The 24,098-nt window shown below is 69.2% G+C and carries 22 protein-coding genes, 1 tRNA gene and 1 pseudogene; 6 read left to right on the top strand and 18 right to left on the bottom strand.

Annotated elements, in window-relative coordinates; genetic code table 11:
* Positions 1-93: 93 nt before the first annotated feature.
* The 12 genes and pseudogenes from BMY74_RS03990 to BMY74_RS03940 form a co-directional block, all read right to left on the bottom strand.
* A tRNA-Leu gene (locus BMY74_RS03990) sits at positions 94-167 on the bottom strand.
* 118 nt (positions 168-285) lie between these two features.
* Positions 286-1,392: an ATP-grasp domain-containing protein gene (locus BMY74_RS03985; protein ID WP_245785872.1), complete on the bottom strand. Its 1,107-nt coding sequence runs from the start codon at positions 1,390-1,392 to the stop codon at positions 286-288.
* Positions 1,389-1,511, bottom strand: coding sequence for a hypothetical protein (locus BMY74_RS46620; protein WP_256238980.1), 123 nt, complete (start codon positions 1,509-1,511; stop codon positions 1,389-1,391). Before BMY74_RS46620 ends, BMY74_RS03985 begins: the two co-directional genes overlap by 4 nt.
* Positions 1,512-1,732: 221 nt before the next feature.
* Complete coding sequence (locus tag BMY74_RS03980; protein WP_089909411.1) at positions 1,733-3,058, bottom strand: NAD(P)/FAD-dependent oxidoreductase; 1,326 nt, start codon at positions 3,056-3,058, stop codon at positions 1,733-1,735.
* Between the two features lie 142 nt (positions 3,059-3,200).
* Positions 3,201-3,662, bottom strand: a complete 462-nt coding sequence (locus BMY74_RS03975) for a hypothetical protein (RefSeq protein ID WP_089909408.1) — start codon at positions 3,660-3,662, stop codon at positions 3,201-3,203.
* A complete protein-coding gene (locus BMY74_RS03970; RefSeq protein ID WP_089909405.1) occupies positions 3,656-4,885 on the bottom strand; it encodes a DUF58 domain-containing protein in 1,230 nt (409 codons plus the stop codon). The genes BMY74_RS03975 and BMY74_RS03970 overlap by 7 nt, the downstream gene beginning before the upstream one ends.
* Complete coding sequence (locus BMY74_RS03965) at positions 4,882-5,823, bottom strand: AAA family ATPase (protein ID WP_089909402.1); 942 nt, start codon at positions 5,821-5,823, stop codon at positions 4,882-4,884. The genes BMY74_RS03970 and BMY74_RS03965 overlap by 4 nt, the downstream gene beginning before the upstream one ends.
* The gene (locus tag BMY74_RS03960; RefSeq protein WP_089909399.1) at positions 5,820-6,170 is read right to left on the bottom strand and encodes a hypothetical protein; all 351 of its coding nucleotides are present in this window, start codon (positions 6,168-6,170) and stop codon (positions 5,820-5,822) included. The genes BMY74_RS03965 and BMY74_RS03960 overlap by 4 nt, the downstream gene beginning before the upstream one ends.
* A complete protein-coding gene (locus tag BMY74_RS03955; protein WP_089909396.1) occupies positions 6,167-6,766 on the bottom strand; it encodes a DUF4129 domain-containing protein in 600 nt (199 codons plus the stop codon). The genes BMY74_RS03960 and BMY74_RS03955 overlap by 4 nt, the downstream gene beginning before the upstream one ends.
* 51 nt (positions 6,767-6,817) lie before the next feature.
* The gene (locus BMY74_RS03950; protein ID WP_089909393.1) at positions 6,818-7,282 is read right to left on the bottom strand and encodes an SMI1/KNR4 family protein; all 465 of its coding nucleotides are present in this window, start codon (positions 7,280-7,282) and stop codon (positions 6,818-6,820) included.
* Between the two features lie 20 nt (positions 7,283-7,302).
* Positions 7,303-7,509: pseudogene (locus BMY74_RS46945) on the bottom strand (CPCC family cysteine-rich protein); the annotation flags it as partial.
* A 22-nt stretch (positions 7,510-7,531) separates the two neighbouring features.
* A complete protein-coding gene (locus tag BMY74_RS03940; protein ID WP_245785871.1) occupies positions 7,532-8,104 on the bottom strand; it encodes a uracil-DNA glycosylase in 573 nt (190 codons plus the stop codon).
* Between the two features lie 78 nt (positions 8,105-8,182).
* Between BMY74_RS03940 and BMY74_RS03935 the strand changes: the two genes are divergently transcribed.
* From BMY74_RS03935 to BMY74_RS03925, 3 genes are read left to right on the top strand one after another with little or no spacing between them, the layout of a single operon-like run.
* Complete coding sequence (locus BMY74_RS03935) at positions 8,183-9,640, top strand: S10 family peptidase (RefSeq protein WP_089909391.1); 1,458 nt, start codon at positions 8,183-8,185, stop codon at positions 9,638-9,640.
* Positions 9,637-10,065: a GNAT family N-acetyltransferase gene (locus tag BMY74_RS03930; RefSeq protein ID WP_089909388.1), complete on the top strand. Its 429-nt coding sequence runs from the start codon at positions 9,637-9,639 to the stop codon at positions 10,063-10,065. The genes BMY74_RS03935 and BMY74_RS03930 overlap by 4 nt, the downstream gene beginning before the upstream one ends.
* Positions 10,062-10,628 carry a chloramphenicol phosphotransferase CPT family protein gene (locus BMY74_RS03925; RefSeq protein WP_089909385.1) on the top strand — a complete coding sequence of 189 codons (567 nt, stop codon included), beginning with the start codon at positions 10,062-10,064 and terminating at the stop codon, positions 10,626-10,628. The genes BMY74_RS03930 and BMY74_RS03925 overlap by 4 nt, the downstream gene beginning before the upstream one ends.
* Positions 10,629-10,636: 8 nt before the next feature.
* On the opposite strand, the gene BMY74_RS03920 is transcribed toward BMY74_RS03925, so the two are convergent.
* The 6 genes from BMY74_RS03920 to BMY74_RS03895 all read right to left on the bottom strand — a co-directional run bounded on the left by BMY74_RS03920 (position 10,637) and on the right by BMY74_RS03895 (position 17,373).
* Positions 10,637-11,632 carry an ABC transporter ATP-binding protein gene (locus BMY74_RS03920; protein WP_089909382.1) on the bottom strand — a complete coding sequence of 332 codons (996 nt, stop codon included), beginning with the start codon at positions 11,630-11,632 and terminating at the stop codon, positions 10,637-10,639.
* Positions 11,625-12,611, bottom strand: coding sequence for an ABC transporter ATP-binding protein (locus tag BMY74_RS03915; RefSeq protein ID WP_089909379.1), 987 nt, complete (start codon positions 12,609-12,611; stop codon positions 11,625-11,627). Before BMY74_RS03915 ends, BMY74_RS03920 begins: the two co-directional genes overlap by 8 nt.
* A gap of 9 nt (positions 12,612-12,620) precedes the next feature.
* Positions 12,621-13,595, bottom strand: coding sequence for an ABC transporter permease (locus BMY74_RS03910; protein ID WP_089909377.1), 975 nt, complete (start codon positions 13,593-13,595; stop codon positions 12,621-12,623).
* Positions 13,588-14,517, bottom strand: coding sequence for an ABC transporter permease (locus BMY74_RS03905; RefSeq protein WP_089909374.1), 930 nt, complete (start codon positions 14,515-14,517; stop codon positions 13,588-13,590). Before BMY74_RS03905 ends, BMY74_RS03910 begins: the two co-directional genes overlap by 8 nt.
* 116 nt (positions 14,518-14,633) lie before the next feature.
* The gene (locus BMY74_RS03900) at positions 14,634-16,253 is read right to left on the bottom strand and encodes a peptide ABC transporter substrate-binding protein (RefSeq protein ID WP_089909371.1); all 1,620 of its coding nucleotides are present in this window, start codon (positions 16,251-16,253) and stop codon (positions 14,634-14,636) included.
* Between the two features lie 178 nt (positions 16,254-16,431).
* Positions 16,432-17,373 carry a Ppx/GppA phosphatase family protein gene (locus BMY74_RS03895; protein ID WP_089910480.1) on the bottom strand — a complete coding sequence of 314 codons (942 nt, stop codon included), beginning with the start codon at positions 17,371-17,373 and terminating at the stop codon, positions 16,432-16,434.
* Between the two features lie 1,198 nt (positions 17,374-18,571).
* On the opposite strand from BMY74_RS03895, the gene BMY74_RS03885 reads away from it, so the two are divergent.
* The 3 genes from BMY74_RS03885 to BMY74_RS03875 all read left to right on the top strand — a co-directional run bounded on the left by BMY74_RS03885 (position 18,572) and on the right by BMY74_RS03875 (position 24,094).
* Positions 18,572-19,519, top strand: coding sequence for a helix-turn-helix domain-containing protein (locus BMY74_RS03885; RefSeq protein ID WP_218159504.1), 948 nt, complete (start codon positions 18,572-18,574; stop codon positions 19,517-19,519).
* A 90-nt stretch (positions 19,520-19,609) separates the two neighbouring features.
* Positions 19,610-23,131: a non-ribosomal peptide synthetase gene (locus tag BMY74_RS03880; RefSeq protein WP_143091435.1), complete on the top strand. Its 3,522-nt coding sequence runs from the start codon at positions 19,610-19,612 to the stop codon at positions 23,129-23,131.
* Between the two features lie 12 nt (positions 23,132-23,143).
* Positions 23,144-24,094, top strand: a complete 951-nt coding sequence (locus BMY74_RS03875; RefSeq protein WP_089909362.1) for a TauD/TfdA family dioxygenase — start codon at positions 23,144-23,146, stop codon at positions 24,092-24,094.
* The last annotated feature ends 4 nt before the right edge of the window (positions 24,095-24,098 follow it).

The raw sequence follows: 24,098 nt of genomic DNA, 5'->3' as shown, positions 1-24,098 counted from the left end.
ACGGGAGCCGAGCCGGTGTCACCGGGAGTTACATGATCATCGCCTGACGGCGTCTGCGCTGGTCAGGCGATGATCCATACAGGTGAACAGAAGTACCCCCGACGGGATTCGAACCCGTACTGTGATCCTTTTAAGGGACCTGCCTCTACCGATTGGGCTACGGGGGCGCGGTGAGCCTAGGCCTTGATCGTCGGCTTGTGTGAGCGGATGGTCGTTTCTCGCCCGAGCGGCCCAGCGAATTGGACTAGAGCGAGCACTCCCGTAAGCGTCGAACGGTCGCGGGCATCAGCGTCCCCTTCCCGCGCCGAGCAGTTCCTTGAAGCGCAGCGCCACCCAGTCGTGCACGGCCGTGGAGACGCTGTTGTCGTCGGCCCTGTGCTCGAACCAGCGCCAGTCGCAGTTGACGTTGATCTCCAGGAACACGTGGTCTCCACCGGCGGTCACGAGCAGGTCGAATGCCGCCACCTGCACGCGCCAGTGGCGGGCGAGGGCGAGCAACTTGTCCGAGAGGGACGTCGGGATCGTGGTCCTCGTGACGCGGACCGCGTCGGGATCCACCCAGAGTTGGGCCGGGTCCAGTTTGTCGACCTGGTAGGCGATGCACTGCTCGCCCACCACGAAGACGCGCAGTTCCGTCTCCGACGGCACGTACTCCTGGACGATCACCGGGGCGGGTTCCGGGGCGTCTGACGCCCTGGAGGTCTCCAGGGGGCGTGGGAAGAGGCCGTGCTGGACGCCTGGGCGTGGCTCGAGGAGGTGGCGGCCGGCCGTTTTGACGATGCAGCTGCCGCCTCCCGGGCGGGTGCGGCCCGGTCGGGTCGTCACGGCCGTGCGGGGTACGCGCAGTCCGAACGAACTGGCGTCGGAGAGCTGCGTGAGGCGGTCCAGGTGCGTTGAGAAGCGCGACGGGTTCACATGAGCCCAGTCGGAGCGTGAGGACAGCCAGTTGGCCACTGAGGCCCACTGGTCGACGGCGTAGGCGCCGGCGAGGGTGCCCGGTTCGACGGGGACCGCGGAGAGTTCGAAGTGGCGGCGCCAGACCAGCAGTGGGCGCAGGAGCCAGCGGTCCAGTTCTACGAGGGGCTGGTCGGTGTAGACCGACAGCGGGAGGTCCACGCAGCGGTCGGCGTCGATGCGGGCCATGCGGATGCCGCGCTCTGCCAGGGCGATGGAGAGTTCGTTCATCTCCATGTCGGCGGCGCGGGCCAGGACGAGCACGCAGGGCTGCGGGTTGCCGTCGCCCTCGTCGACCATGCCGAGGCGGTGGACCTGCTCCTGGAAGTCGAGGCACTTGGGCGGGGAACGGAAGAGGTACTCCTGGCCCTGCAGGAGAAGGGGCCTCGCAGCCTCGGACGGGGCACCCGGCACCCGCCCGTCAGCCGACCTGGTCAATCGTCCTTCTTGCTGCGGAAAACCTGCCCCGCCTGCGCGTACTCTGCGGCGTACTGCGCCAACGCGGGGTCCTCGATCTCGCCACGACGAAGCTGTGCGGCCAGCTCCTCGAGAGACATCGGGATCACCTCTCTCCCCACATGGCGAATCACGCATTCAGGTGATGCACCAGCCGTAGTCTCCGAAACACGTAACGCAATGTCAAGACGACCCTCGGAGCTTACTCCGATCGGGGGCTCAAGTTCCGCCTCCAGACCAAAGAAGTGCCCCGAACGAGGTCTCGTTCGGGGCACTTGTGCACTCACAGGGAGTAAGGGCTAACCCTGCGTCGGCAGGCGCGTCAGGACTGCACCGCGCGGTCGAAGTCCGACTTCGGGTCGTTGATCTGGCCCAGGGCGACGACCTCGCGGCCGTAGAACAGCGCCTGCGTCCAGTCCATCAGCACGCGCAGCTTGCGGTTCACGGTCGGCATGAACGCGACGTGGTAGCTGCGGTGCATGAACCACGCCGGCACGCCCTTGAAGCGCAGGCCGAACACGTCCGCGACGCCCTTGTAGAGGCCGAGGCCCGCGACCGAGCCGAGGTACTTGTGGAAGTAGTCCTTCGGCTTCTGGCCGCGCAGCGACGCGACGATGTTCTTCGCGAGCAGCTTCGACTGGCGGATGGCGTGCTGCGCGTTCGGCACGCACGTCGCCGTCGGGTCCTCGTCGGTGCGCGAGAGGTCCGGCACCGCGGAGCAGTCACCGGCGGCCCACACGCCGTCGAGGCCCTGGACCTGCATGGCGGCGGTGCACCGGACGCGGCCGCGCTCGTCGAGCGGGAGGTCCGTGTTGCGCAGCACCGGGTTCGCCTTCATGCCGGCGGTCCAGATGATCGTGTCCGAGTCGAACTCGGTGCCGTCGTCGAGGATGACGTGGCCACCCTCGAGCGACTTCACGCGGGTGTCGAGGTAGATCTTGATGCCGCGCTTCTCCAGCGCCTCGACGGTCCACGCGCCGAGCTTGGCGGACACCTCGGGCATGATCCGGCCCATCGCCTCGACGAGGACCCAGTTCATCTCTTCGGGCTTGATGCCCTCGTAGTACTTGAGCGCATACCGCGTCATGTCCTCGAGCTCGGCGAGCGTCTCGATGCCCGCGAAGCCACCACCGATCACGACGAAGCTCAGGAGCTTCTTGCGCAGGTCCGCGTTGTTGGTGCTGGCGGCCTGGTCCAGGCGCGAGAGCACGTGGTTGCGGACGTAGATCGCCTCGCCGATCGTCTTCATGCCGATGCCGACCTCGGCCAGGCCGGGGATCGGGAGCGTGCGGGAGATCGCACCCAGCGCGGAGACGAGCACGTCGTACTCGATCTCCTCGACGTGGCCGTCCGACAGCTCGGCGGTCACGATCTTGCGCGAGTGCTCGATCTTCGTGACGCGGCCGGTGACGACGTGGCAGCGCTTGAGCACCTTGCGCAGTGGAGCGACGACGTGGCGCGGCTCGATCGAGCCGGCCGCCGCCTCGGGCAGGAAGGGCTGGTAGGTCATGTGCGGCTGCGGGTCGATCACCGTGACGGAGGCCTCACCGGAGCGCAGTTTCTTCTGCAGTCCGAGAGCCGTGTACATCCCGACGTAACCGCCGCCGACGATAACAATCCTCGTGGGGTTCGACTTCACAGCAGCCATACACACATGGTCGCACCAGGACCCCCTTTTTCGCGCGTCCGGAGGGGCCGTTGTGACTACCGTCGCCGGGTGATGCCGGACACCCTCCCGGCTGACCTGCGACTTGAGCTGAACCTGAGACGTTCTCCCTGAGAGTGTCGATTCAGATCCTCAGCGCCACGACTCCGATGACGACCGTCAGAGCGCCCAGTCCGAGCACCTCCACGAGGCCGATACCGGCACCAGAAGGTACGACCGCGGCGAACGCCGTGACCACAAATGTGATCACTTGGACAATGGCGAACCGGCGTGCCGGTGCTTTCAGCGCGGCGGCTTCGATTCTCGTTTTCACCGGAACGACCGCGGCGAGCGCGGAAGTGATGTGAACGAGGTGCAACGCCGGGATCAACACCAGCACACCGAGCCGCAGCGGGTGCCCGTCGGCGAACGCCGTCGCGAGTGCCGCGTAGCCGATCAGCAACGCCGCTCCCGCGCTCCCCGGCATCAGGACGGTGAGCACCGTCAGCCCGGAAACGATCAGCAACGGGCCGATCGACGACGACTCCAGGTGCAGGACCACCGCCACGGGCAGCGCCGCGAGCACGATCGCCAGCCGCATCAGCATTCGCGCGTCACCGCCACCCCGTGCTCGGCCATGCGCCGCAGCCTCAGCCGGTGCTCCGCGGCGATCACCTCGGCCGCGACCTCGCCCCACGGCGTCTCGGGATCGGGCGTCAACGGCAGCGGCAGCGTGTTGATCGCGAGCACCACGTGACCGCGCCTGCGCGTGGACACGGCCAGTTCCGCGATCTCGTCGTCGAGGAACGGCGACAGCAGCACGACCACGCTCCCGTGCGGGAGCCTGCGCAACGCCACGTGCGACGACCACCCGGCGGCCTGCACGCACACGACGAGCTGCGTGCGGATGCGCATCAGGTGCCGCCGCCCGACTCCGGAGCGGACGTTGAGCTGCGGGCGCGAGAGGTCCATCAACGCCACCCGGTCGCCCTGCCGCAGGTACCCCGCGGCCATCGACGCCGCCCGCCGCACCGCGCGGTCCAGGCTGCCGCCGGGACGCGTCGAGGAGCCGTGGTGCGGCGAGGACCAGTCCGCCACCTCCGCACCGACGTCCGCGCGCGTGTCGAGGGCCAGCACGACCTCCGCGTCGGCCTCGGCGTGCCGCTCGCGGACGTGCAGGGTGCCGGTGCGGGTCGTGACGCGCCAGTCGACGCGCTTGAGCCTGTCCCCCGGCTGGAACGCCCTGATGTCGCGCAGCTCGGTCGAGTCGCCGGCCCGCGGCGAGCGGTGGATGCCGACCAGTCCGGCGGGCCGCGGCGGCAGCGGTCCGGACGGGTGGTGCTCGACCGGCGGCAGGATCGTGCGGACGTGCTCGACGCCGACGACCGGCCCGTAGACGTGCATGCCGTCCGGACCGGCGAACAGGTGGTCCAGCCGCAGGTCGACGCCCGGTCCCCAGGCGTCGCGCCGGACCTCCACCGGCAGGTCGGGCGAGTGCGCGGGCACGGCCCTGGTGCCGCCGGGCAGCTTGACCACGGCGATCTCGGCGTCCGCGCCGTCGACGCGCGCGACGGTGTGCACGACGCCCAGGCCCGCCCCGCGCGGCACGGGACGCACGCTGACCGTTGGGGTGCCCCGGGGTTGGGACGTCAGCAGCACGGACAGGACCAGCGGCACGCCGAACAGCACCAGTTCGACCTCGTGCAGGAACATCCCGGCGACGACGAGCCCGACTCCCAGCCAGACGGCGCGCGAGTACGCGTCCGTGGGGTGCCAGTGCGCGCCGTGCGACTGGGCGAAGGCCTCCCTGATCTTGTCGGCCCTGCTCATGAGCTGGGCGGGCCCGGGACCTTGCCGAGCAGCTCGGTGACGACCTGCACGCCGGTCACGCCGGACGTCCACGTCTCGGGCTTCATCACCAGCCGGTGCGCCAGCACGGCCACCGCGCACTCCTTGACGTCCTCGGGCGTCACGAACGCGCGGTCGTCCAAAGTGGCCAGTGCGCGGGCGACGAGCACGAGCGCCTGCGCGCCCCGAGGTGACGCCCCGACCTCGACGGACGGGTGCCTGCGCGTGGCGACGGCCAGGTCGACGCAGTACCGCAGGAGATCGTCGTCCACAGTGGTCTTCTCCAGCTCGGCCTGCAGCTCGGCGAGCCGGCCTTCCGCGAGCACCGGCGGCACCTCGGACTCCTCGCGCTGCCGGGCGATCCGGCGCCGCAGCACCTCGACCTCCTCCTCGGCGGGCGGGTAGCCGATGTCGAGCCGCACCAGGAACCGGTCGAGCTGCGCCTCGGGCAACGGGTAGGTGCCCTCGTACTCGACCGGGTTCGAGGTCGCGAGCACGTGGAACGGCCTGGGCAGCTCGAACGTGCGCCCCTCGACCGTGACCTGCCGCTCCTGCATGGCCTCCAGCAGCGCGGACTGCGTCTTCGGCGGCGTGCGGTTGATCTCGTCGGCGAGCAGCAGCCCGGTGAACACGGGTCCCCGGTGGAACTCGAACTCGCGGCTGCCGGGGTCGTAGAGGAACGACCCGGTGACGTCCGCGGGCAGCAGGTCCGGCGTGCACTGCAGGCGGCGGAACTCGAGGCTCAGCGCCTGCGCGAGCGACCGCGCGATCAGCGTCTTGCCGAGCCCCGGCACGTCCTCCAGCAGCACGTGCCCGCCCGCCAGCACGGCCGCGAGCGCGAGCCGCAGCGTCCGGGTGCGCCCGACGACGACCTTGCCGATCTCGTCGAGAACGGCCTCGGCCTCCCGTGCGATCGTCACTCGACCCTCCTGAGCCTTTCCGCGAGTTCTTCCGGATCCGGCATCTCGGACGCCTCGATCCCCAGCCGCGCGAACCGGGCGCGGAACCGTTCCCGGTAGCGCCTCGGGTCCTCCGCCGCCTCGGCCAGCCTGCTCGCGAGCGTGCTGGCGTGCGCGGTGCTGATCGACCCGGGAGGCGGTGGCGCCGGGCTCCAGACGATGTCGGTGGCGCGAGGCACCCTGCTGACCAGCACGCCGAACGCGGTCGGCGGCACCGCCAGCACCGCGGCCCACTCGGGCGAGGCGCCGAGAAACCAGATCACGACGCCGACGACCACCCCGACGACGAGTGCCAGCGCGGTCTTCACGCGAGCTCCCGGACGATGCGGCTCAGCTCTTGCCGGGCCTTCTCGGCCTGTGCCGCCGTCACGTCCTCGTGCCCGAACCGCGCGCGTTGGTAGAGGTCCTTGAGCACCACCGCGTCCACGCCGAGCTTCTCGGTGAACTCGGTGGGCGTCTGGTGCGGCAGGCGTTCCTCGGCCCGTTCGAGGGCGAGCCAGGCGGCGATCACGGCGTCACGCGGCGGCCGGCCGGGGTGGGAGGTGAACTCCTGCAACGCCTTCTCGACGCGCCGCACCACCGCCGTCTCCCCGAACTCGACGGCCTCGACCTCGACCCCGCGGACGCCCTTCCGGCGGCGCCACCGCGGCAGCTCGACCGCGAGGACGATCCCGACCAGCCCGAACAGCACGAGCCCGGCGAGGAGGAGCAGGTACGCGGTCAGCGGCACCGCCAGGGCGTCCGGCAGTTCGGTCGGCAGCGGGAGGTCGGCGCGCGGGCTGGAGTCCTGCGGGGGCGGGCGGTCGTCGAGGCGGTTGACGAAGGTGACGGGCGACGTGCCGCCGGCCGCGACGACGACGATCAGCAACGCCGCCACCGCCACCCCGGCCCGCCACCACTTCATGACGAGCAGCCTTGCACGTGCGGGCGGACTTCGGATGATCCTTTGGTCGGTTCAGTCGAAGCTGTTCCCGGGCACCAGGCCGGTGAGGAACGTGCCGAGGTCCGGGGCGAGCTGGAGTTCCGACTCGTCCTCGGCGTCGAGCCAGACGACCGACGGCTCGCCTGGTTCCCGGTAGTCGAGGGCGATCCAGGTGTGGCCGTCGCCGGTCAGGAGCACGACCGGGGAGGGCAGGCCCCACTCCTCGACCAGGTAGGGGGTGTCGAGCAGGGACAGGGTCCCCTCGGCGGTTCCGATGCCCATCAGGCTGTCGAACGGGACGTGGTCCGGGGCCCAGGAGGTCGGCTCGGTGGTGGGGAACGCGGACCATTCGTCTGCGACGGTGCCGCCGTTCTGGACGCGCAGGAGGTCCAGGAGGGCTTCCGGGAGGCGCACGCCCAGGAGGGCCTCGGCCTCGCGGACCGCCTCGTCGGTGAGCGGGGCTTGCACGCCGTAGGTGCCGTCGGTCCAGAAGGTCACGCGGCGGATCCTAAGTGGAGTCAGACGGGCGGACCGGGCGGGACGTGGTCGCCTCGGACACCGCCCCCGGCCACGTAGGCGGCCCGCTCGTCGTCGAGGCTGACCGGTCCGTTCGGACCGCCGCGGACGACGGAGCTGTCGTGGTCGTCCTGACCGTCGTCCTCCCAGCCGCACTCGCGGCAGATCTCGCAGGCGGCGCGCTCGGTGAGGGTCAGGTGGCCACAGCAGGGGCAGGTGTAGGGGCCACCGTCAGCCCTTCGCCTTCCTCAGCACGTCCTGCAACATCTCCTGGGTCAGCCGTCCGGTGTACGTGTTGTGCGGCGACACGTGGTAGCACCCGAACACCCGCAACCCACCGGCGAGCACCTCCACCCCGTGCCCGAACTTCGGCGGCCGCGCGACCCCCACCAGCGGCAGGAACGCCTTCCACCCGAACCCACCGAGCACCATGACGGACCTCAGGTTCGGCATCAACGAGATTTCCTCGCGCAGGAACGGCGAGCACCGGTCCCGTTCCTCGGCGGTCGGCTTGTTCTCGGGCGGTGCGCACCGCACGGGCGAGGCCATGCGCACGCCGTACAGCTCCATGCCGTCGTCCCGGGACACGGCCGTGGGCTGCGAAGCCATCCCCACCTCGTACAACGCCCGGTAGAGGAAGTCGCCGGACGGGTCGCCGGTGAACATGCGGCCGGTCCGGTTGCCGCCGTGCGCGGCGGGTGCGAGGCCCACGATGAGCAGCGAGGCGTCGAGGGGGCCGAAGCCCGGGACCGGCCTGCCCCAGTACTCCTGGTTCATGAACGCCGCGCGCTTCACGGACGCCACGGACTCGCGCCACGCGACCAGGCGCGGGCACGCTCGGCAGGCCGTAATCCGTTCGTCGAGTTCCGTAATGTTGCTCCCATGTCCGAGGAGAAGACCGAAGAGAAGCCATCGTCTCCCGCTGATGATCTGGTCACCACCCAGCACAGCATCACCGTCAAGGGCCGCGAGCTGAACTACACCGCCACCACCGGGCGGATCGTGCTCAAGGAGGAGGTGATGAAGGACGGCGTGTTCGAGGGGCACAAGCCCAAGGCCGAGGTCTTCGTCACCACGTACACGCTCGACGGCGCCGACCCGCTGAAGAGGCCCGTGACGTTCGCGTTCAACGGTGGTCCGGGCTCCGCCAGCGTGTGGCTGCACATGGGGCTCCTCGGGCCGCGCCGGGTGCTCAGCGGCGACGTCGGCGACCTCACGCCGCCGCCGTACGGGATCGCGGACAACGAGGAGACGCTCCTCGCGGACAGCGACCTGGTGTTCATCGACCCGGTGTCGACCGGGTTCTCGCGGGCCGCCGAGGGTGAGAAGCCCGGCAGCTACCACGGCTACCAGCCCGACATCGAGTCCATCGGCGAGCTCATCCGCCTCTGGACTGCCCGCAACGGCCGGTGGATGTCGCCGAAGTACCTCTGCGGCGAGTCGTACGGCACGCTGCGCGCGGCCGGCCTGGCCGAGCACCTGCAGAAGAAGTACGGCATGTACCTCAACGGGCTCATGCTGATCTCGAGCGTGCTCGACTTCGCGTCCATCGAGTTCAACGAAGGCCACGACCTCGGCTACACGCTCTTCCTGCCGACGTACGCGGCCATCGCGCACTACCACGGCCTGCACGGCGACCGCCCGCTCGAGGAGGTGCTCGCCGAGGCCGAGGAGTTCGCGGTCCGCGACTACCCCTACGCCCTCGCGCGCGGCAACCGGCTCAGCGACGTCGAGCGCGCCGCGACCATCGAGAAGCTCGCGCGGCTCACCGGCCTGTCCGAGGAGTACGTGGACGCGGTCGACCTGCGCATCGAGCACATCCGGTTCTTCACCGAACTGCTGCGCCGCGACCGCAGGACCGTCGGCCGCATCGACGGCCGCTTCACCGGCTGGGACACGGACTACGGCCGCGAGGGCATCTCCGCGGACCCGTCCATCGACGCCATCCTCGGCCCGTACTCGGCGGTGCTCAACCACTACGTGCACGCGGAGCTCGGCTACAAGAGCGACCTGCCGTACGAGGTTCTCGCACGGGTCATCGAGAACTGGTCGTACAAGGAGTTCGAGGGCCGCCACGTCACGACGGCGGGCAAGCTCTCCGCGGCGATGCGCGCCAACCCGCACCTGAAGGTCCACGTCGCGTTCGGCTGGTTCGACGGCGCCACGCCGTACTTCGCGGCCGAGCACCTCATCGCGCACCTGCAGATCCCGAAGGAGCTCACGGCGAACATCGAGTCGGCCTACTACCCGGCCGGCCACATGATGTACGTCCACGAGCCGTCGCGCGTGCGGCAGTCCGAGGACCTGGCGGCGTTCGTGCGGAACTCGTCCAACACGTGATCCTCGACCTGTCCGACGACGCCGTCCTGCACGAGCTGTGGACGGTGCAAAGTCTGGCGTACGCCGTCGAGGCCGAGCTCATCGGCTTCGACGGCATCCCGCCGCTGCACGAGTCGCTGGACGAGCTCCGCGCCTGCGGCGAGACCTTCCTCGGGCTGTACGACGAGGAGGGGCTCGTCGGCGCGGTCTCGTACCGGCTAGACGGGTCCACTGTGGACATCCACCGGCTGGTCGTGCACCCGCGTGCCCACCGTCGTGGGATCGCGTCCCGGCTCCTCGACGCGCTGCCGGACGGACCGCAGGTCGTCAGCACGGGCACGAAGAACGAACCGGCGCTGGCGCTGTACCGGGGGCGCGGGTTCGTCGAGACGGGCACGCGGGAGGTCGGTCCCGGGGTGTCGCTCACGGACCTGGCCAAGCCGTGATCATCTTTCTGAACGGGACGTCCAGCTCCGGCAAGTCGAGCATCGCGGCGGAGCTCTTGAAGGTGCTGGACACCCCGTGGTTCCACCTGGGCGTCGACGCCTTCGGTGCGATGCGCGCCGTGGAACGCACCCTGGAACTGGACGGGCCCGAGCTCGCCGCCGTCCTGCGGCGCACGCGGGCGGGCTTCCACCGCGCGGTGGCGGGAATGGCGCGGGCGGGCAACGACGTCGTGGTCGACCACGTGCTGAGCGAACCGTGGCGCCTCCAGGACTGCCTGGAGGTCATGGACGGCCTGGACGTCGTGTTCGTGGGCGTGCACTGCCCTCCGGAGGAGCTGGAGAGGCGCGAACGGGCTCGGGGCGACCGCACACCCGGCGCGGCGGCGAAACAGCTTCAGAGCGTCCACCAGCACGGGGTGTACGACTTCGAGGTCGACACCGGCACGAGCAGCCCGCACGAGTGCGCCCAGGCCATCAAGCAGTTCGTCAACCGGGCACCGGCTACACGGGCCTTCGACGAGTTGAGGGGCCGCGCCCGCAGGCACGACCCCTCGACCACGTAGAACAGCGATCAGACGACCGCGCGCTCCTCCGCGAAGTGGCACGCGGCCGGGTGGCCCCCGTTGCGCACCACGAGCTCGGGAACCTCGGTCGCGCAGATGTCCTGCGCCTTCCAGCACCGCGTGCGGAACCGGCACCCCGAGGGCGGGTCGATCGGCGACGGCACGTCACCCGTCAGGCGGATGACGTCACGACGTCCGCGCTGCGTCGGGTCCGGCACCGGCACGGCGGAGAGCAGTGCCTGGGTGTACGGGTGCATCGGGCGCTCGTAGATCTCTTCCTCGGTGCCGATCTCCACGATCTTGCCGAGGTACATCACCGCGACGCGGTCCGACAGGTGGCGGACCACCGACAGGTCGTGCGCGATGAAGACGTACGAGAGGCCCATCTCCGACTGGAGGTCGCCCAGCAGGTTCATGACCTGCGCCTGGATCGACACGTCCAGAGCGGACACCGGCTCGTCGCACACGATCACCTTGGGCTTCAACGCCAACGCGCGGGCGATGCCGATGCGCTGGCGCTGACCGCCGGAGAACTGGTGCGGGTACCGGTTGATGTGCTCCGGGTTGAGGCCGACGGTCTCCAGCAGCTCCTGGACCTTCTGCTGGCGCGAACCCTTGGGCGCGACTTCCGTGTGGATCTCGAAGGGCTCGCCGACGATGTCGCCGACCGTCATGCGCGGGTTCAGCGACGTGTACGGGTCCTGCAGCACGATCTGGATGTCGCGGCGCAGCTTGCGCAGCTCCGCGCCCTTCATGCCGAAGATGTCGCGGCCCTCGAAGCGCGCGACGCCCGCGGTCGGCGGCTCCAGGCGCATCAGCACCTGGGCCAGGGTGGACTTGCCGCAGCCCGACTCGCCCACGACGCCGAGGGTCTCGCCCTTGTTCAGCGAGAACGAGACGCCGTCGACGGCCTTGACGTGGCCCACGGTGCGCTTGAACAGCACGCCGACGCGGACCGGGAAGTGCTTGACGAGGTTCTCCACCTCGAGGATCGGCTCAGCCACGAGCGACGACCTCCTCCGCGATGTGGCACCGGCTGGTGCGGCCCATGCCGAGGTCGTGCACGGCGGGGACCTCGGTGACGCACCGGTCGAACACGCGCGGGCAGCGCGGGTTGAACGGGCAGCCGGGCGGGATGTTGGTCAGCGACGGCGGCAGACCCTTGATCGTCTTGAGCTCCTGGCCGCGCAGGTCGACGCGCGGCAGGGACTCGAGCAGCGACTCCGTGTACGGGTGCCCCGGCGCGCGGAACAGCTCGTAGACGTCGGCGTGCTCGACGATGCGGCCCGCGTACATGACCGAGATCCGGTCCGCGACGTCGGCGACGACGCCGAGGTCGTGGGTGATCAGGATCATGCCCATGTCGCGTTCCTTCTGGATCTCCGCGAGCAGGTCCATGATCTGGGCCTGCACGGTGACGTCCAGCGCGGTCGTGGGCTCGTCCGCGATCAGCAGCTCCGGGTCGAGCGCCAGCGACATCGCGATCATCGCGCGCTGCCGCATACCGCCGGAGAACTGGTGCGGGTAGTCGGAGATCCGGCCCTTGGCGTTCGGGATCTTGACCTGGTCGAGCAGCTCGATCGCGCGCTTGCGGGCGTCCGCCTTGGACATCCCGCGGCGGACCTTGAGCTGCTCCTCGATCTGGAACCCGACGGTGAAGACGGGGTTCAGGGCCGAGAGCGCGTCCTGGAAGATCATGGCGATGCCCTCGCCACGGATCTGCCGGCGGGCCTCCGCCGACTGGGTCAGCAGGTCCTCACCGCGGAACTTGATGGAGCCCTTGGTGATGAACGCCGGTGGCATGTCCAGGATGCCCATGATCGTCTGGGCGGTCACGGACTTGCCGGAACCGGATTCACCCAGCACGGCAAGGGTTTCACCGGCGGAGACGTGGTAGTTCACGCCGTTGAGCACCTTCGCGACACCGTCGCGGGTGCGGAATTCCACGTGGAGATCCTCGACCTCCAGCAATGGCTGAGTCACAGGATTCCCCTATCGGGACTTGGGGTCGAGGGCGTCGCGCACGGCGTCACCGAGCATGACGAAGGCCAGCACGGTGATCGTGACGAAGCCCGCGGGGAACAGCAGCATGTGCGGAGCCGACTGGAAGTAGTCGCGCGACTCCGAGATCATCACGCCCCACGACACGACCGGCGGCCGCAGGCCGATGCCGAGGAACGCGAGCGTCGCCTCGGCGCCGATGAAGGCACCCAGGGCGATCGTCGCGTACACCAGCACGGGCGCCACGGTGTTCGGCAGCAGGTGCCGGATCACGATCCGCAGCGGCGAGGCACCGAGCCCGCGGGCCGCCTTGACGTAGTCCTGCTGCTTCGCCACGAGCGTCGCCGACCGCATGATGCGCATGGCCACCGGCCACGACAGCACGGCGATCGAGAGCACCACCTGCGTGATGATCCTGGTCACGCTGGGGTTCTCCGTGGGCGCGTTGAGCGTCGTCAGGATGACGATCGCACCGAGCACGAACGGGATGCCGGCGAAGATGTCGGCGAACCGCGAGAGCACCGAGTCGATCCACGTCTTCGCGTAACCGGCGAAGATGCCGATGATCGACCCGATCAGCACGGTCAGCACGGTCGCGAAGATGCCGACGAGCAGCGACGCGCGGGCACCGTGCATCGCGCGGGCGTAGACGTCGTAGCCCTGCAGGTCGTAGCCGAACCACGCGTCACCGGACGGCGGCTGCAGCGACTTGTCGAGGTTCGCGGCCCGCGGGTCGACCGACGTGAACAGCGTCGGCCAGATCGCCATCAGCACGATGACCGCGATGATCACCAGCGAGATGATGAACGTGGGCTTGCGCCGCAGCTCGCCCCACGCGTCGCTCCAGAGCGAGCGCGGCTTCTTCTGCTTCTGCGACGAGTCGTCGACGTGGCTGAGCTGGTCGACACCTGCCGCGGCGGACGCTTCGAGTCCGGTTCCGCCGGACACGGATCCTGGGTCACTCATAGCGAATCCTCGGGTCGAGAACGGCGTACAGGAGGTCGACGAGCAGGCTCATCAGCAGGTAGACGAGCACCAGCAGGGTCACGATGCCCGTGACCATCACGCCTTCCTTCTGCGAGATGCCGCGGAAGATCAGGCCGCCGATGCCGTTGATGTTGAACACGCCCTCGGTGACGATCGCGCCGCCGAGGAGGCTGCCGAGGTCGGTGCCGAGGAACGTGATCACCGGGATCAGCGAGTTGCGCAGCAGGTGGATGCCGACGACGCGCGACTGCGGCTGGCCCTTGGCGATGGCCGTGCGCAGGTAGTCGGAGCGCCGGTTCTCGACGATGCTGGAACGGGTCAACCGGGCCACGTAGGCCATCGAAAGGCTGCCGAGCACGAAGCCGGGCAGGATCAGCTCGCCGATCGACGGATCGGAGCTGACCGAGGTGTCCATCAGGTCGAAGCCCTGCGGGCCCAGGTAGAGCCGCAGCACGAAACCGGTGACGAAGACCGGCAGCGAGATCAGGAACAGGGTCGAGACCAGGACCAGGTTGTCGAGGAAACCCGACTTGCGCAGGCCGGTGAGCACACCCGCGATGATGCCGATGACGGCCTCGATGATCAGCGCGACGATGCCCATCTTGAGCGTGATCGGCCACGAGGTCGCGATCTGCTCACCGACGGAGACACCGTTGAACGTCGTGCCGAAGTCGCCGGTGAGGAGGTTGCCGAGGTACTTGAAGTACTGGATGACCAGCGGGTCGTTGAGGTTGAGCTTCTCGCTCATCTGCGCGATGTAGGTCGGGTCGCACGCCCGCTGGCCGCACTTGCCCGCGAAGGGGTCCTGCGGAATCGCCCAGACCAGGGCGTAGATCAGGAAGGTGGTCCCCAGGAAGACCGGTATCAGCTGCAGCAGACGGCGCAGCACATAGCGACCCATGAGGTCGGCTCCTTGCGTGGTGGGAGGCGTCTGAGCCTGAACACCCCTCCGGCCCCACGCCCGTGACGCTGGGTGGACGCGAGGCCGGAAGGTTACTGCTCAGATGTGTTCGGCTGTCAGCCCTTGACGCGGAACGCCGCGAGTTCGGCGTCGCGGGTGAAGGTCAGCTTGGCCGCGAGCAGGTTCTTCGAACGCGCGCCGATGCCCTTCTCGTTCCAGGTCGGGATGGACGGCAGGTCCTTGGCGATCAGCTTGTGCGCTTCCTGGTACTTCTTGATCGCCGCAGCCGAGTCCGCGGTGGCGTCGGCTTCCTTGAGGATCTTGTCGACCTCGGCGTTCGAGTAGTTCGAGTCGTTGGACGACCCACCCGTGCGGTACAGCGGGTTGAGGAAGTTCTCGATCGACGGGTAGTCGGCCGACCAGTCGGAACGGCCCATGCCGGTCAGCTGCTTGCCGTTGACGATCTGCCGGTACGCACCGAAGTTGGTGGCGCCGACGAACTCGCACTCGATGCCCAGCGCCTGCTTGATGCTGTTGCACGCGGCCTCGAGCGGCTCCTTGCGGCCACCGTCCTGGTTGGACTGGATGGTCAGCTTGCCCGTGAAGCCGGACTCCTGGAGCAGCTGCTTCGCCTTCTCCGGGTTGTACGTGCAGAACTCGCCGCAGACGCCCTTCTCGTACCCTTCGATGCCCGGCGGCACGAAGCCGTCCGCCGGCACGTAGGAGCCCGCGAGCACGGTCTTGGTGATCTGCTCCCGGTTGAGGGCCATCGAGACGGCCTGGCGCAGCTTGACGTTCTGGAACGCCGGCACGTAGAGCGGGAACGCGATCGCGCTCTGGCCGAGCAGGTTCGCGTTCAGCACCTGGTCACCCAGGTCGGCCTTGTACTTCTCGCCGACCTTGGCCGACGGGGGCAGGGCCTCCATGAAGTCCAGCTTGCCCGCGACCAGGTCCTGGTACGCGGTCTCCTGGCTGGAGTAGATCTTCACGTCCAAGGTCTTGAAGTGGACCTTGTCCTCGCCCTTGTAGTCGTCGAAGCGCTCCAGCTTGATCAGCGCGTTCGGCGTGCGGGAGACGAACTTCATCGGGCCGTTGCCGATCGGCTTGGCCTCGAAGGCCTTCGGGTCCGCGAAGAACGAGTCCGGCAACGGCGAGAACGGCGTGTAGCCGATCATCGTCTTGAAGACCGAGTTGGGCGCGGACAGCGTGACCTTGAACTCGGTGTCGGAGACGACCTCGAGACCGGACATCTTGTCCTTGGTCGGCTCGGCCTTCTCGTCATCGGGGTGCACGTCGCTGTAGCCCGCGATGGGCGCGAAGAACGTGCCGGCCTGCTGGGCGTTCTTCGCGTACGCGCCGTAGTTCCAGGCGTCGACGAAGTTCTTCGCCTTCACCGGGGTGCCGTCGTGGAACGTCCAGCCCGACTTGATCTTGATGTCGTAGACCTTGGCGTCGGACGTCGTGATCGACTCCGCCATCAGGTTGTACGTCGAGCCGTCTTCGGCCTTGTACCCGACCAGACGCGAGTAGAGCGCGTCGACGATCTTGCTGCCGCCCGCCTCGGTCGTAGCGGCCGGCAGCAGCTGGTTCTCCGGCTCGGTGCCGTAGATGGACACCGTGCCGTCCGGGTTCTCGTTGCCCGACGAGGTCGTTCCACCCCCGCCACCGCCGCATGCGCTGAGCGTCAAGGCGAGCGCGGCTGGCAGAGCCACCCACGCAACCCGTGATCGCGACATCAGTCTCTCCCGCCTTTCCCCGGCGCCGCTCCGCGGATATTGCGTGCGCGCGCCTCCCCGGGAGGTCTCGTCCACCTCCCAAAACGTGAGAGGACGTTAACCGGGACGTCCAGCACTACGCGCATCGAAATCGGTCACAAAATTGTCACGATCAGCTCAAGCGCACCTTAATTCGGCGCTAGACCAGCGAAAACGCGATGCCGTCGAGGATGTCGTGCTCACTGCACACGAGCGTGCTGATTCCCGCGCGATTTTCGAGCTCGTCGGCAATCGCACGCAGTACCACCGCCCCGCCGCAGATCACGTCCACCCGACCGGGGTGCATGGGCCCCAGCGAGGCACGTTCATCATGCGTCATGGAGAGGATACGGTCGGTGATTTCACGAACATTGTCAAGTGTGATGCGGCTGAGGTGAATATCATCGCTGTTGTACACCTCCAGCCCCTGGACCAGGGCTGACAATGTCGTAACGGTGCCGGCGACCCCGATCCACGTCTTCGTCTTCTCCACCGGCACCACTTCGAACGCCTTCTCGACGGCCTCGCGCGCAAACGCTTCCGCTTGTTCGATTTCGTCCGACTTGGGCGGATCGGAGCGCAAGAACCGCTCGGTCAGCCGCACGCAACCGATGTCCATCGACCTCGCGGCCTCGACCTCCGACCCCGTCCCGAGGACGAACTCCGTCGAACCACCGCCCAGATCGGTGACGAGGAAGGGTTCCTCCTCCACGTCAAGATCGGACACCGCGCCGAGGTACGAGAGCCTCGCCTCCTCCTCGCCGGTGATCACCTCCGCGGGCGCGCCGAGGATCTGCTCGGTCATGCCGAAGAACTCGTCGCGGTTGCTCGCGTCCCGCGTCGCACTCGTCGCGACCATCCGTGCGACCTCCACACCTTTGCGCTGCATCGTGCGCGCGTAGTCGAGGAGCGCCTGACGCGTGCGTTCGATGGCGTCCGGGTGCAGCCTCCCGGTCGCGTCCACACCCTGACCCAGCCGGACGATCTTCATCTCGCGGTGCACGTCCCGCAGCCACGCGGTGCCGTCGTCGCGCTTCGTCACGTCCGCGACGAGCAGTCGGATCGAGTTGGTCCCGCAGTCGATGGCCGCAATCCGCGACATGATCACCCTCACTTCAGCATCCGGTACTCCGCGGTAAGCATGGCGTAGACGCGGAGGGCGCCCCACTCCGTCGAAGACTTCGACCTCCTGCAGGTGACCTCCCTGCGCATCCCGAGGCGCTTCATAAGCCGCCGACTCGGTTCGTTCCGCGAGTCGCACTCGGCGGTGACGGCGCACCGCAGGTCCTCGAAGCCGGGCGGTTCCTCTCGCCCTGCCACTCGGGGACGACGTCACCGATCAACCGACCCACTTCAGAACAGAACGGGCCAGCGCTACTGCAGCCACCGGGTCTCCTCGGTCACCTGGGCCCGGGTGTTTCCTGGCGACCAGCCCCTCCGCCCCTTCGCGGCCGAACACGTCGCCGTTGGGACAGAGGCAGACGTCCTCACGTGACCGGTAGGCCCGTGCACGGAGTCCACATCGGACAGGCATGAAGTCCCGGATACAGGCCGTGCAGATGCAGCGTCAGCACCTATCTGCCGCGTCTTGCACACCCACGACTGCAGGATCGTCGAAGAGAACCGATTCCGTTCGCCGGTGTCCGGTAGGTGATCGTGCTCGCCGAGCTCCGCACACACCCCCGCGGGACAGGCGTCCACCTCCGTCCGCAGCGCCCCGGCCTGCATCCGCCGGTCGTGCGGCGTGCTGCGTGTGAAGAGCCTCAAAAGAGGTCATCTGCGGGTCGCCGGGCGGGGCGTGATCGCGGTGCACGGGTGACATAGGACATTGCGGCAGTTTTCGGTCAATCGGTTGTTACCGCAACTAAACGCCGCTCAACAGAGATTAACCTGATCAGAGCAAGATCACCGGATTAGTCCATGTGCATTGCCGAAGCACTCACCCGATGCACCTGCATCACGCCTGAAGAAGGTCGTAGATATTCGACCTTTCGATACTTGACGAGCAAGAGGCATTCGCTTGAATCACTATGAGTGACGGGCATTCCATCGCGTATCGAAAGGTTGTTGGCGAACCATGAGATCCCCGTAGCACGATGGAACCTCCGGGGGGACCGCGGGCTGCTGACCAGCCACCGCTGCTGCCTGGACGGAAAACGGCAGATGCGGATCACAGTCGACTCCGCTCTTGCCAGTGACGTCGATGGGGGTCGATCGTGACGCTGAGGATGAGATTTTCCCGCGAAGACCTGGCGCGAGTCCGGCTGTCCGCCGCGCCGGACCCGCTTTGGGAAGTCGCGTTGAGCATTACCAAGCTGTACCGGCCGAACGTCACCGAACCGTACGCGGAATGGGCGGCCTGGACGCGCAACGTGGACGATTTGCGCGTGCGCTCGGCCGCACGGGTGCTGGGCTCGCTGATCCCGTCGCGCGGCTACTTCCCCGACTTCCTCACCCCGGCTGACGGCTCGCCGTCGTTGGAGGAGGGGATCGACGCCGTGCTCCGGACACCACGGCGGAAGCTGCGCGCCAACCTCGGCAGGCTGGGCCGGCTGCCGGGGTGGGCACAGGGGTTGGCGGACGGCGATCCGGCCGCGCTCGGATCGCTCGGTACAGCCATGCGCACCTACCACGACGGGATGCTCAAACCGCACTGGGAGCGGATCCGGCGACGGCTGGAGGCCGACCGGGCGACCACGGGTGCGGCGATGCTCACGGGCGGCGCCGAACAGGTGCTGTCCGGCTTGGGTCCCGCTGTCCGTTGGCGGGACCCGGTCCTGGAGGTCGACTACCCGGTGGACCGGGAGGTCCACCTCGCGGGCAGGGGGCTGCTCCTCGTCCCCTCCCTGTTCTGCCACGGGACACCCGTGAGCCTGGCGGACGACGACCTGCCGCCGGTGCTGGTCTACCCGATCGCGCCCGGCAGGGACTGGATGCGCGCGTCCGCGCCGGAGCGCCAGTTGGAGGCGCTGCTGGGCCGGACGCGGTCTGCGGTGCTGCGCGCGATCACCTACGGAGGGACCACGAGCCAGATCGCACGACGGCTGCGGGTCTCCCCCGCGTCGGTGAGCGAGCACGTCGGCGTGCTGCGCGGCTCCGGGCTGCTGGCGTCCCGACGGCAGGGACGCGGGGTGGTGCACAGCCTGACCGGTCTGGGGTCGAGCCTCGTGGCGGGTGACGACGCGCCTTGGCCTGCCGTGAATTCGGCACAGCCCGAATGGTGTCGACCGACGCCACCTCCGTCGTGAGACTCGGGTCGTCGGGATCCACATCAACCCGACGGGGCACCTGACGACCCGGCGGCCGGGAGCGGCTGTCGGACTGGGGGATCAATCGCCGTGTCTCGCACTGGGGTCGAACACGACAGCACGACGTCGAACCGAACTTCCGCGGAGGTGGTCACCGGCCACTGGGCCGGGAACCCCGTCGGGGTGCTGGCAGCCCACCTCGTCGTGCTGGCGAGGTGCTCGCGCACCGGGAAGGCCGCGGTGGTCCTGCGGAGCACTCGCCGGGTCGTCGAGGTCGACCTGGCGGACGGGCCCGGCTTCGACGAGCTGCTCCGCCGGGTCCGGTCCGAGGTGGGCGAGCGCGTCGGCGCGGTCGTCGAACACCCGGACGTCGACCTGGTCTTCGGCGATGACGACCGGGTCGACCTGGTGGGACTGATCGCCCGCGCCCACGCGGGTCGCCTGATGACGGTGCTCCAGGCCGTCGCGTCCGATTCGCGCTCACCCGTCGGCCTCCTCCCGATGCTCACCGAGGAGGAACGGCGGCACGTGACCGGTGTGCTGGCACACGGTCCCGCACCCACGTGGACCGAGGCCACGATCCCCGCGCTGCTCCAGCGACAGGCCCGCATCCGGCCCACCTCCGTCGCGCTGGAACTGGGTGACGAGCGCGTCACGCACGCCGAGCTGGACGACCGGGCCGAGAGGCTGGCCCGTCGCCTGGTCGACCGCGGCGTCCGGCCGGGCGACCTGGTGGGGATCTGTCTCCCGCGCGAGCCCTCCGTGGTGGTCGCGATGCTCGGCGTGCTCAAGGCGGGCGCGGCCTACGTGCCGCTGGACCCGGCCCATCCGCCCCAGCGGATCGCCGACCTGCTCGCTGACGCGCGCCCTTCCATCGTGGTGAGCGACGAGCGGTGGCGGAAGTCTTTGCCCGCCACGGGTTATGTGCTGATCGACGGCAGCTCGCCGGACGACGCGCCTGCGGTCGGCCTGCCGGAGGTGTCACCGCGGGACCTCGCCTATGTGATCTTCACGTCGGGATCGACCGGCAGGCCGAAGGGCGTCTTGGTGGAGCACCGCGGCGTCACGAACCTGATGCGCGCCATCAGGGCCCCCTACGACCTCGGCCCGGACACCCGGATCCTGCAGTTCGCCGCCACCACGTTCGACGCATCGGTGCTGGAGATCCTGCCCGCACTGGCAGCGGGCGGAACCGTGGTGTTCGTTCCGGCGGACGTCGCCGCCGCCGGGCCGGAACTGTTGGACTTCCTGCGGGAGCGGCGGATCACCAGCGCCCATCTGCCGCCGTCGCTGCTCGCCGAACTCCCCGAGCACGACCTGCCGGAACTGACGCACCTCTACACGGGCGCCGAGGCGTGCAGCGCGGACGCGGCCGCCCGCTGGAGCCGCGGCCGCCAGCGGTTCGTCCATTGTTATGGCCCCACCGAGGCCAGCGTCCTGGCCTCGGTCAGCACGACCACAACTCCCGGCAAGCCGCCCCCGATCGGCCGACCGCTGGCGGGTGTGGAGATCCTCGTGCTGGACGGCGGCGGGGAACCGGTGCCGGTGGGAGTGGTCGGGGAGATCCACATCGGCGGCGCGGGTGTCGCCCGCGGCTATCTGGGCCGGTCGGACCTCACCGCGGAGCGGTTCGTGCCACATCCCCTCACCGGCGCGGCGGACGCGCCGATGTACCGGACGGGAGACCTCGGCCGCTGGAACGCCGATGGCGAACTGGAGTTCGCGGGGAGGTTGGACGGGCAGGTCAAGGTTCGGGGTCACCGCGTCGAACCGGGCGAGGTGGAGACGGTGGTGACCGCGGCTCCTGGTGTGCGGTCGTGCGCGGTCGTGGCCCAGGGCGAGGGCTCCTCCGGTCGGCTGGTCGCCTTCGTCGTGCTCGACGAGGGCGTGGGCGTGACCGAGGTGCGCGACCACGTCGCCGCCCGGCTGCCCGCCTACCTCGTGCCCTCGGTGTTCGTGCCCGTGGCGGCATTGCCCACGACCGTGCACCACAAGGTCGACCGCGCCGCGCTGCGGTGCTGGCAGGTCACCGACCGGCCTGAGCACCTGCCGTACACACCTGCGGAGCCGGGAACGGAGTCGGCGCTCGCGGAGATCTGGGCCGAGGTGCTCGCAATCCGGCCGGTCGGCAGGTTCGACGACCTCATCGGACTCGGTGGCACGTCGCTCCAGGCCGTCGCGGTGGCGGCGCGGACGGCCCAGCGGTGCGGCGGTACCCGCGTCCCGGTCGGACTGCTCCTCGGCCGATCCACGCTCGCCGAGGTGGCCGCCGTGGTCGCCGCGTTGCCGTCAGTCCCCGATCCCGTCCGGGTGACCACCACGTCCACGGTGTCACCCGCCCAGCAGCGGATCTGGTTCGTCTGCCAGTTCGGGGCTGTGGCGGGCGTCGCCTACAACGAGCCCGCTGCCCTGCGGGTCGTGGGCGAACTCGACACCGCGGCACTCCGCGCGGCGGTGAACGACGTGGTCACGCGGCACCCCTCGCTGCGCACGGTGTTCTCGTTGCGGGGTGGCGAACTGAGGGCCTCCGCAGTGGACCGCGTCGACGTGCTCGTTCCCGTGGTGGAGGCAGCGGACTGGACGGCGGCGCTGGACGCCGCGCGAGCGGTGGCGGCCACCCCGTTCGATCTCGCCACAGGCCCACTGGTGAGGGCGTCCGTGTTCCGGACCTCCCCTCAGGAACACCTCGTCCTCCTCGTGCAGCACCACCTGGTCTGCGACGGCGTCTCGATCGACGTGATCGACCGCGACCTGGCGACGGCCTACGCCGCGCGCGTGGCGGGCCGGAAGCCGTCGTGGGGTCCCGCGCCGAGCACCGCCGGGTACCTCGACTGGTTGGCGGGCCGCGACCGGTCCACCACCGATCGGGAGACGGCGGAGTGGCTCGCGGTGCTGGACGGAGCGCCGACAGCGGTGGACCTGCCGACCGATCGGCCCAGGCCCGCACGGGCGAGTCACCGCGGCGGCAAGGTGTCCAGGCCCGTCCCGGTCGAGTCGTGGCGGGCGGCTCAGGTACTGGCGAGGTCGGCGCACGTCACGCCCTACGTCGTGCACCTGGCGGCGTTCGGGCTGGTGTTGAGCGAGCTCACCGGTCAACGCGACTTCCTGGTCGGCTCGTCCTCGGCCGGGCGGCCGACGCCGGAGACCGAACAGGTGGTCGGATTCTTCGCCAACACGATGGTGCTCCGGCTCCGTGTCGACCCGGACACGTCGGTGCGGGAATTCCTCGCGGTGACAGCCCGCATGGCCGCAGCCGCCCTGGACCACCAGTACGTCCCGTTCGAACAGTTGGTCGCGGGCCTGGTCACCGATCGCGATCCTTCCAGGCCACCGCTGATCCAGACGTTCTTCGCCTACCACGGCGCGCAGCGAACCCGCGCCGCGTTCGCCGGCACCACCGTGACTCCGGTGCTGGTGGACCGGGGCGCGGCGAAGTTGGAACTCGTGGTCGAGGTCGAAGAGACCTCCACAGGCCCCACCGTGACCGCCGAGTTCGCGAGCGACCTGTTCGACGAGGCCACGGTCATCGGGTGGCTCGACCGCTACCTGGACCGGCTGGCACGGCTGGTCGGCGACCCTGCCGGCCCCACAACCGATCTCCTCCGAGACTGAAGGGCGACGACCGTGCAGCGCACCTCCGCACTCCCCCACCTCGTCGAGGCACCCGACGGACGACCGCTCGACGAGCGGATCACCGACGAGTGGCCGAACGTCCTCGGGCACCTGGACCGCGCCGGGGCGGTGCTCTTCCGCGGGTTCGACGTCCCCGACGTCGAGTCGTTCCGCCGAGTCGTGACGGCTGCGATGCCCGACCTGCTGGACTACGAGGAGCCCTCCACGCCCCGCACCGAGATCTCCGGGCGGGTCTTCACCTCCACCGAGTACCCGGCGGACCAGCGGATCCCGCTGCACAACGAGATGGCTTACCGGCGCACGTGGCCGCAGTACCTGTGGTTCTGGTGCGGCACGGCTTCGGACAGCGGCGGAGAGACGACGCTGGCGGACTACCGCCGTGTCCTCGACCGGTTGTCCTCCGCGGTGCGGAAGGCGTTCGAGACCAGGCACGTCCTCTACGAGCGCGTCTACAACACCGGGGTCGACCTGACCTGGCAGCACGTGTTCCGCACTGACGACCGCGCCGACCTCGAGGAGCGCCTGCGGGCGCAGGAGGTCGAGTTCGAATGGCTGGACGACGAGCGTCTGCGCACCAGGGAGGTCGTCGAGGGCGTTGTCACCCATCCGAGGACCGGGATGGTGAGCTGGTTCAACCAGGCGAACCTGTTCCACCCGTCCTCACTGCCCGCAGAGGTCCGTGCGGCGCTGGAGGACGCGCTCGGCGTGGACGGGATGCCGCGGACGGCGAGGTTCGGCGACGGCGGCGACATCCCCGAGGAGATGCTCGACGAGGTCCGCGCGGCCATCGACGCGGAAACGGTCCGACGACCGTGGGAGGCGGGCGACGTCCTGGTGGTGGACAACCATTCCGTCGCGCACGGCCGGGAGCCGTTCACCGGCGCCCGACGCGTGTGCGTGGCGATGTCCGGCATCACCCGATCCCGGCTCGCCGGGCAGTGAGCGG

Source organism: Lentzea albida, assembly GCF_900111005.1.
GTDB classification, from domain to species: domain Bacteria; phylum Actinomycetota; class Actinomycetes; order Mycobacteriales; family Pseudonocardiaceae; genus Lentzea; species Lentzea albida.
Note: the sequence above shows the minus strand (reverse complement) of the source record. Positions and strands in the feature narration are given on the sequence as shown.

Bases quoted from the DNA above. Each gene is read 5' to 3' on its own strand.
- BMY74_RS03905 (WP_089909374.1), bottom strand. From the start codon at position 14,517: ATGGGTCGCTATGTGCTGCGCCGTCTGCTGCAGCTGATACCGGTCTTC.
- BMY74_RS03980 (WP_089909411.1), bottom strand. From the start codon at position 3,058: ATGGCTGCTGTGAAGTCGAACCCCACGAGGATTGTTATCGTCGGCGGC.
- BMY74_RS03900 (WP_089909371.1), bottom strand. From the start codon at position 16,253: ATGTCGCGATCACGGGTTGCGTGGGTGGCTCTGCCAGCCGCGCTCGCC.
- BMY74_RS03975 (WP_089909408.1), bottom strand. From the start codon at position 3,662: ATGCTGATGCGGCTGGCGATCGTGCTCGCGGCGCTGCCCGTGGCGGTG.
- BMY74_RS03970 (WP_089909405.1), bottom strand. From the start codon at position 4,885: ATGAGCAGGGCCGACAAGATCAGGGAGGCCTTCGCCCAGTCGCACGGC.
- BMY74_RS03895 (WP_089910480.1), bottom strand. From the start codon at position 17,373: ATGTCGCGGATTGCGGCCATCGACTGCGGGACCAACTCGATCCGACTG.
- BMY74_RS03910 (WP_089909377.1), bottom strand. From the start codon at position 13,595: ATGAGTGACCCAGGATCCGTGTCCGGCGGAACCGGACTCGAAGCGTCC.
- BMY74_RS03935 (WP_089909391.1), top strand. From the start codon at position 8,183: ATGTCCGAGGAGAAGACCGAAGAGAAGCCATCGTCTCCCGCTGATGAT.
- BMY74_RS46620 (WP_256238980.1), bottom strand. From the start codon at position 1,511: ATGTCTCTCGAGGAGCTGGCCGCACAGCTTCGTCGTGGCGAGATCGAG.
- BMY74_RS03955 (WP_089909396.1), bottom strand. From the start codon at position 6,766: ATGAAGTGGTGGCGGGCCGGGGTGGCGGTGGCGGCGTTGCTGATCGTC.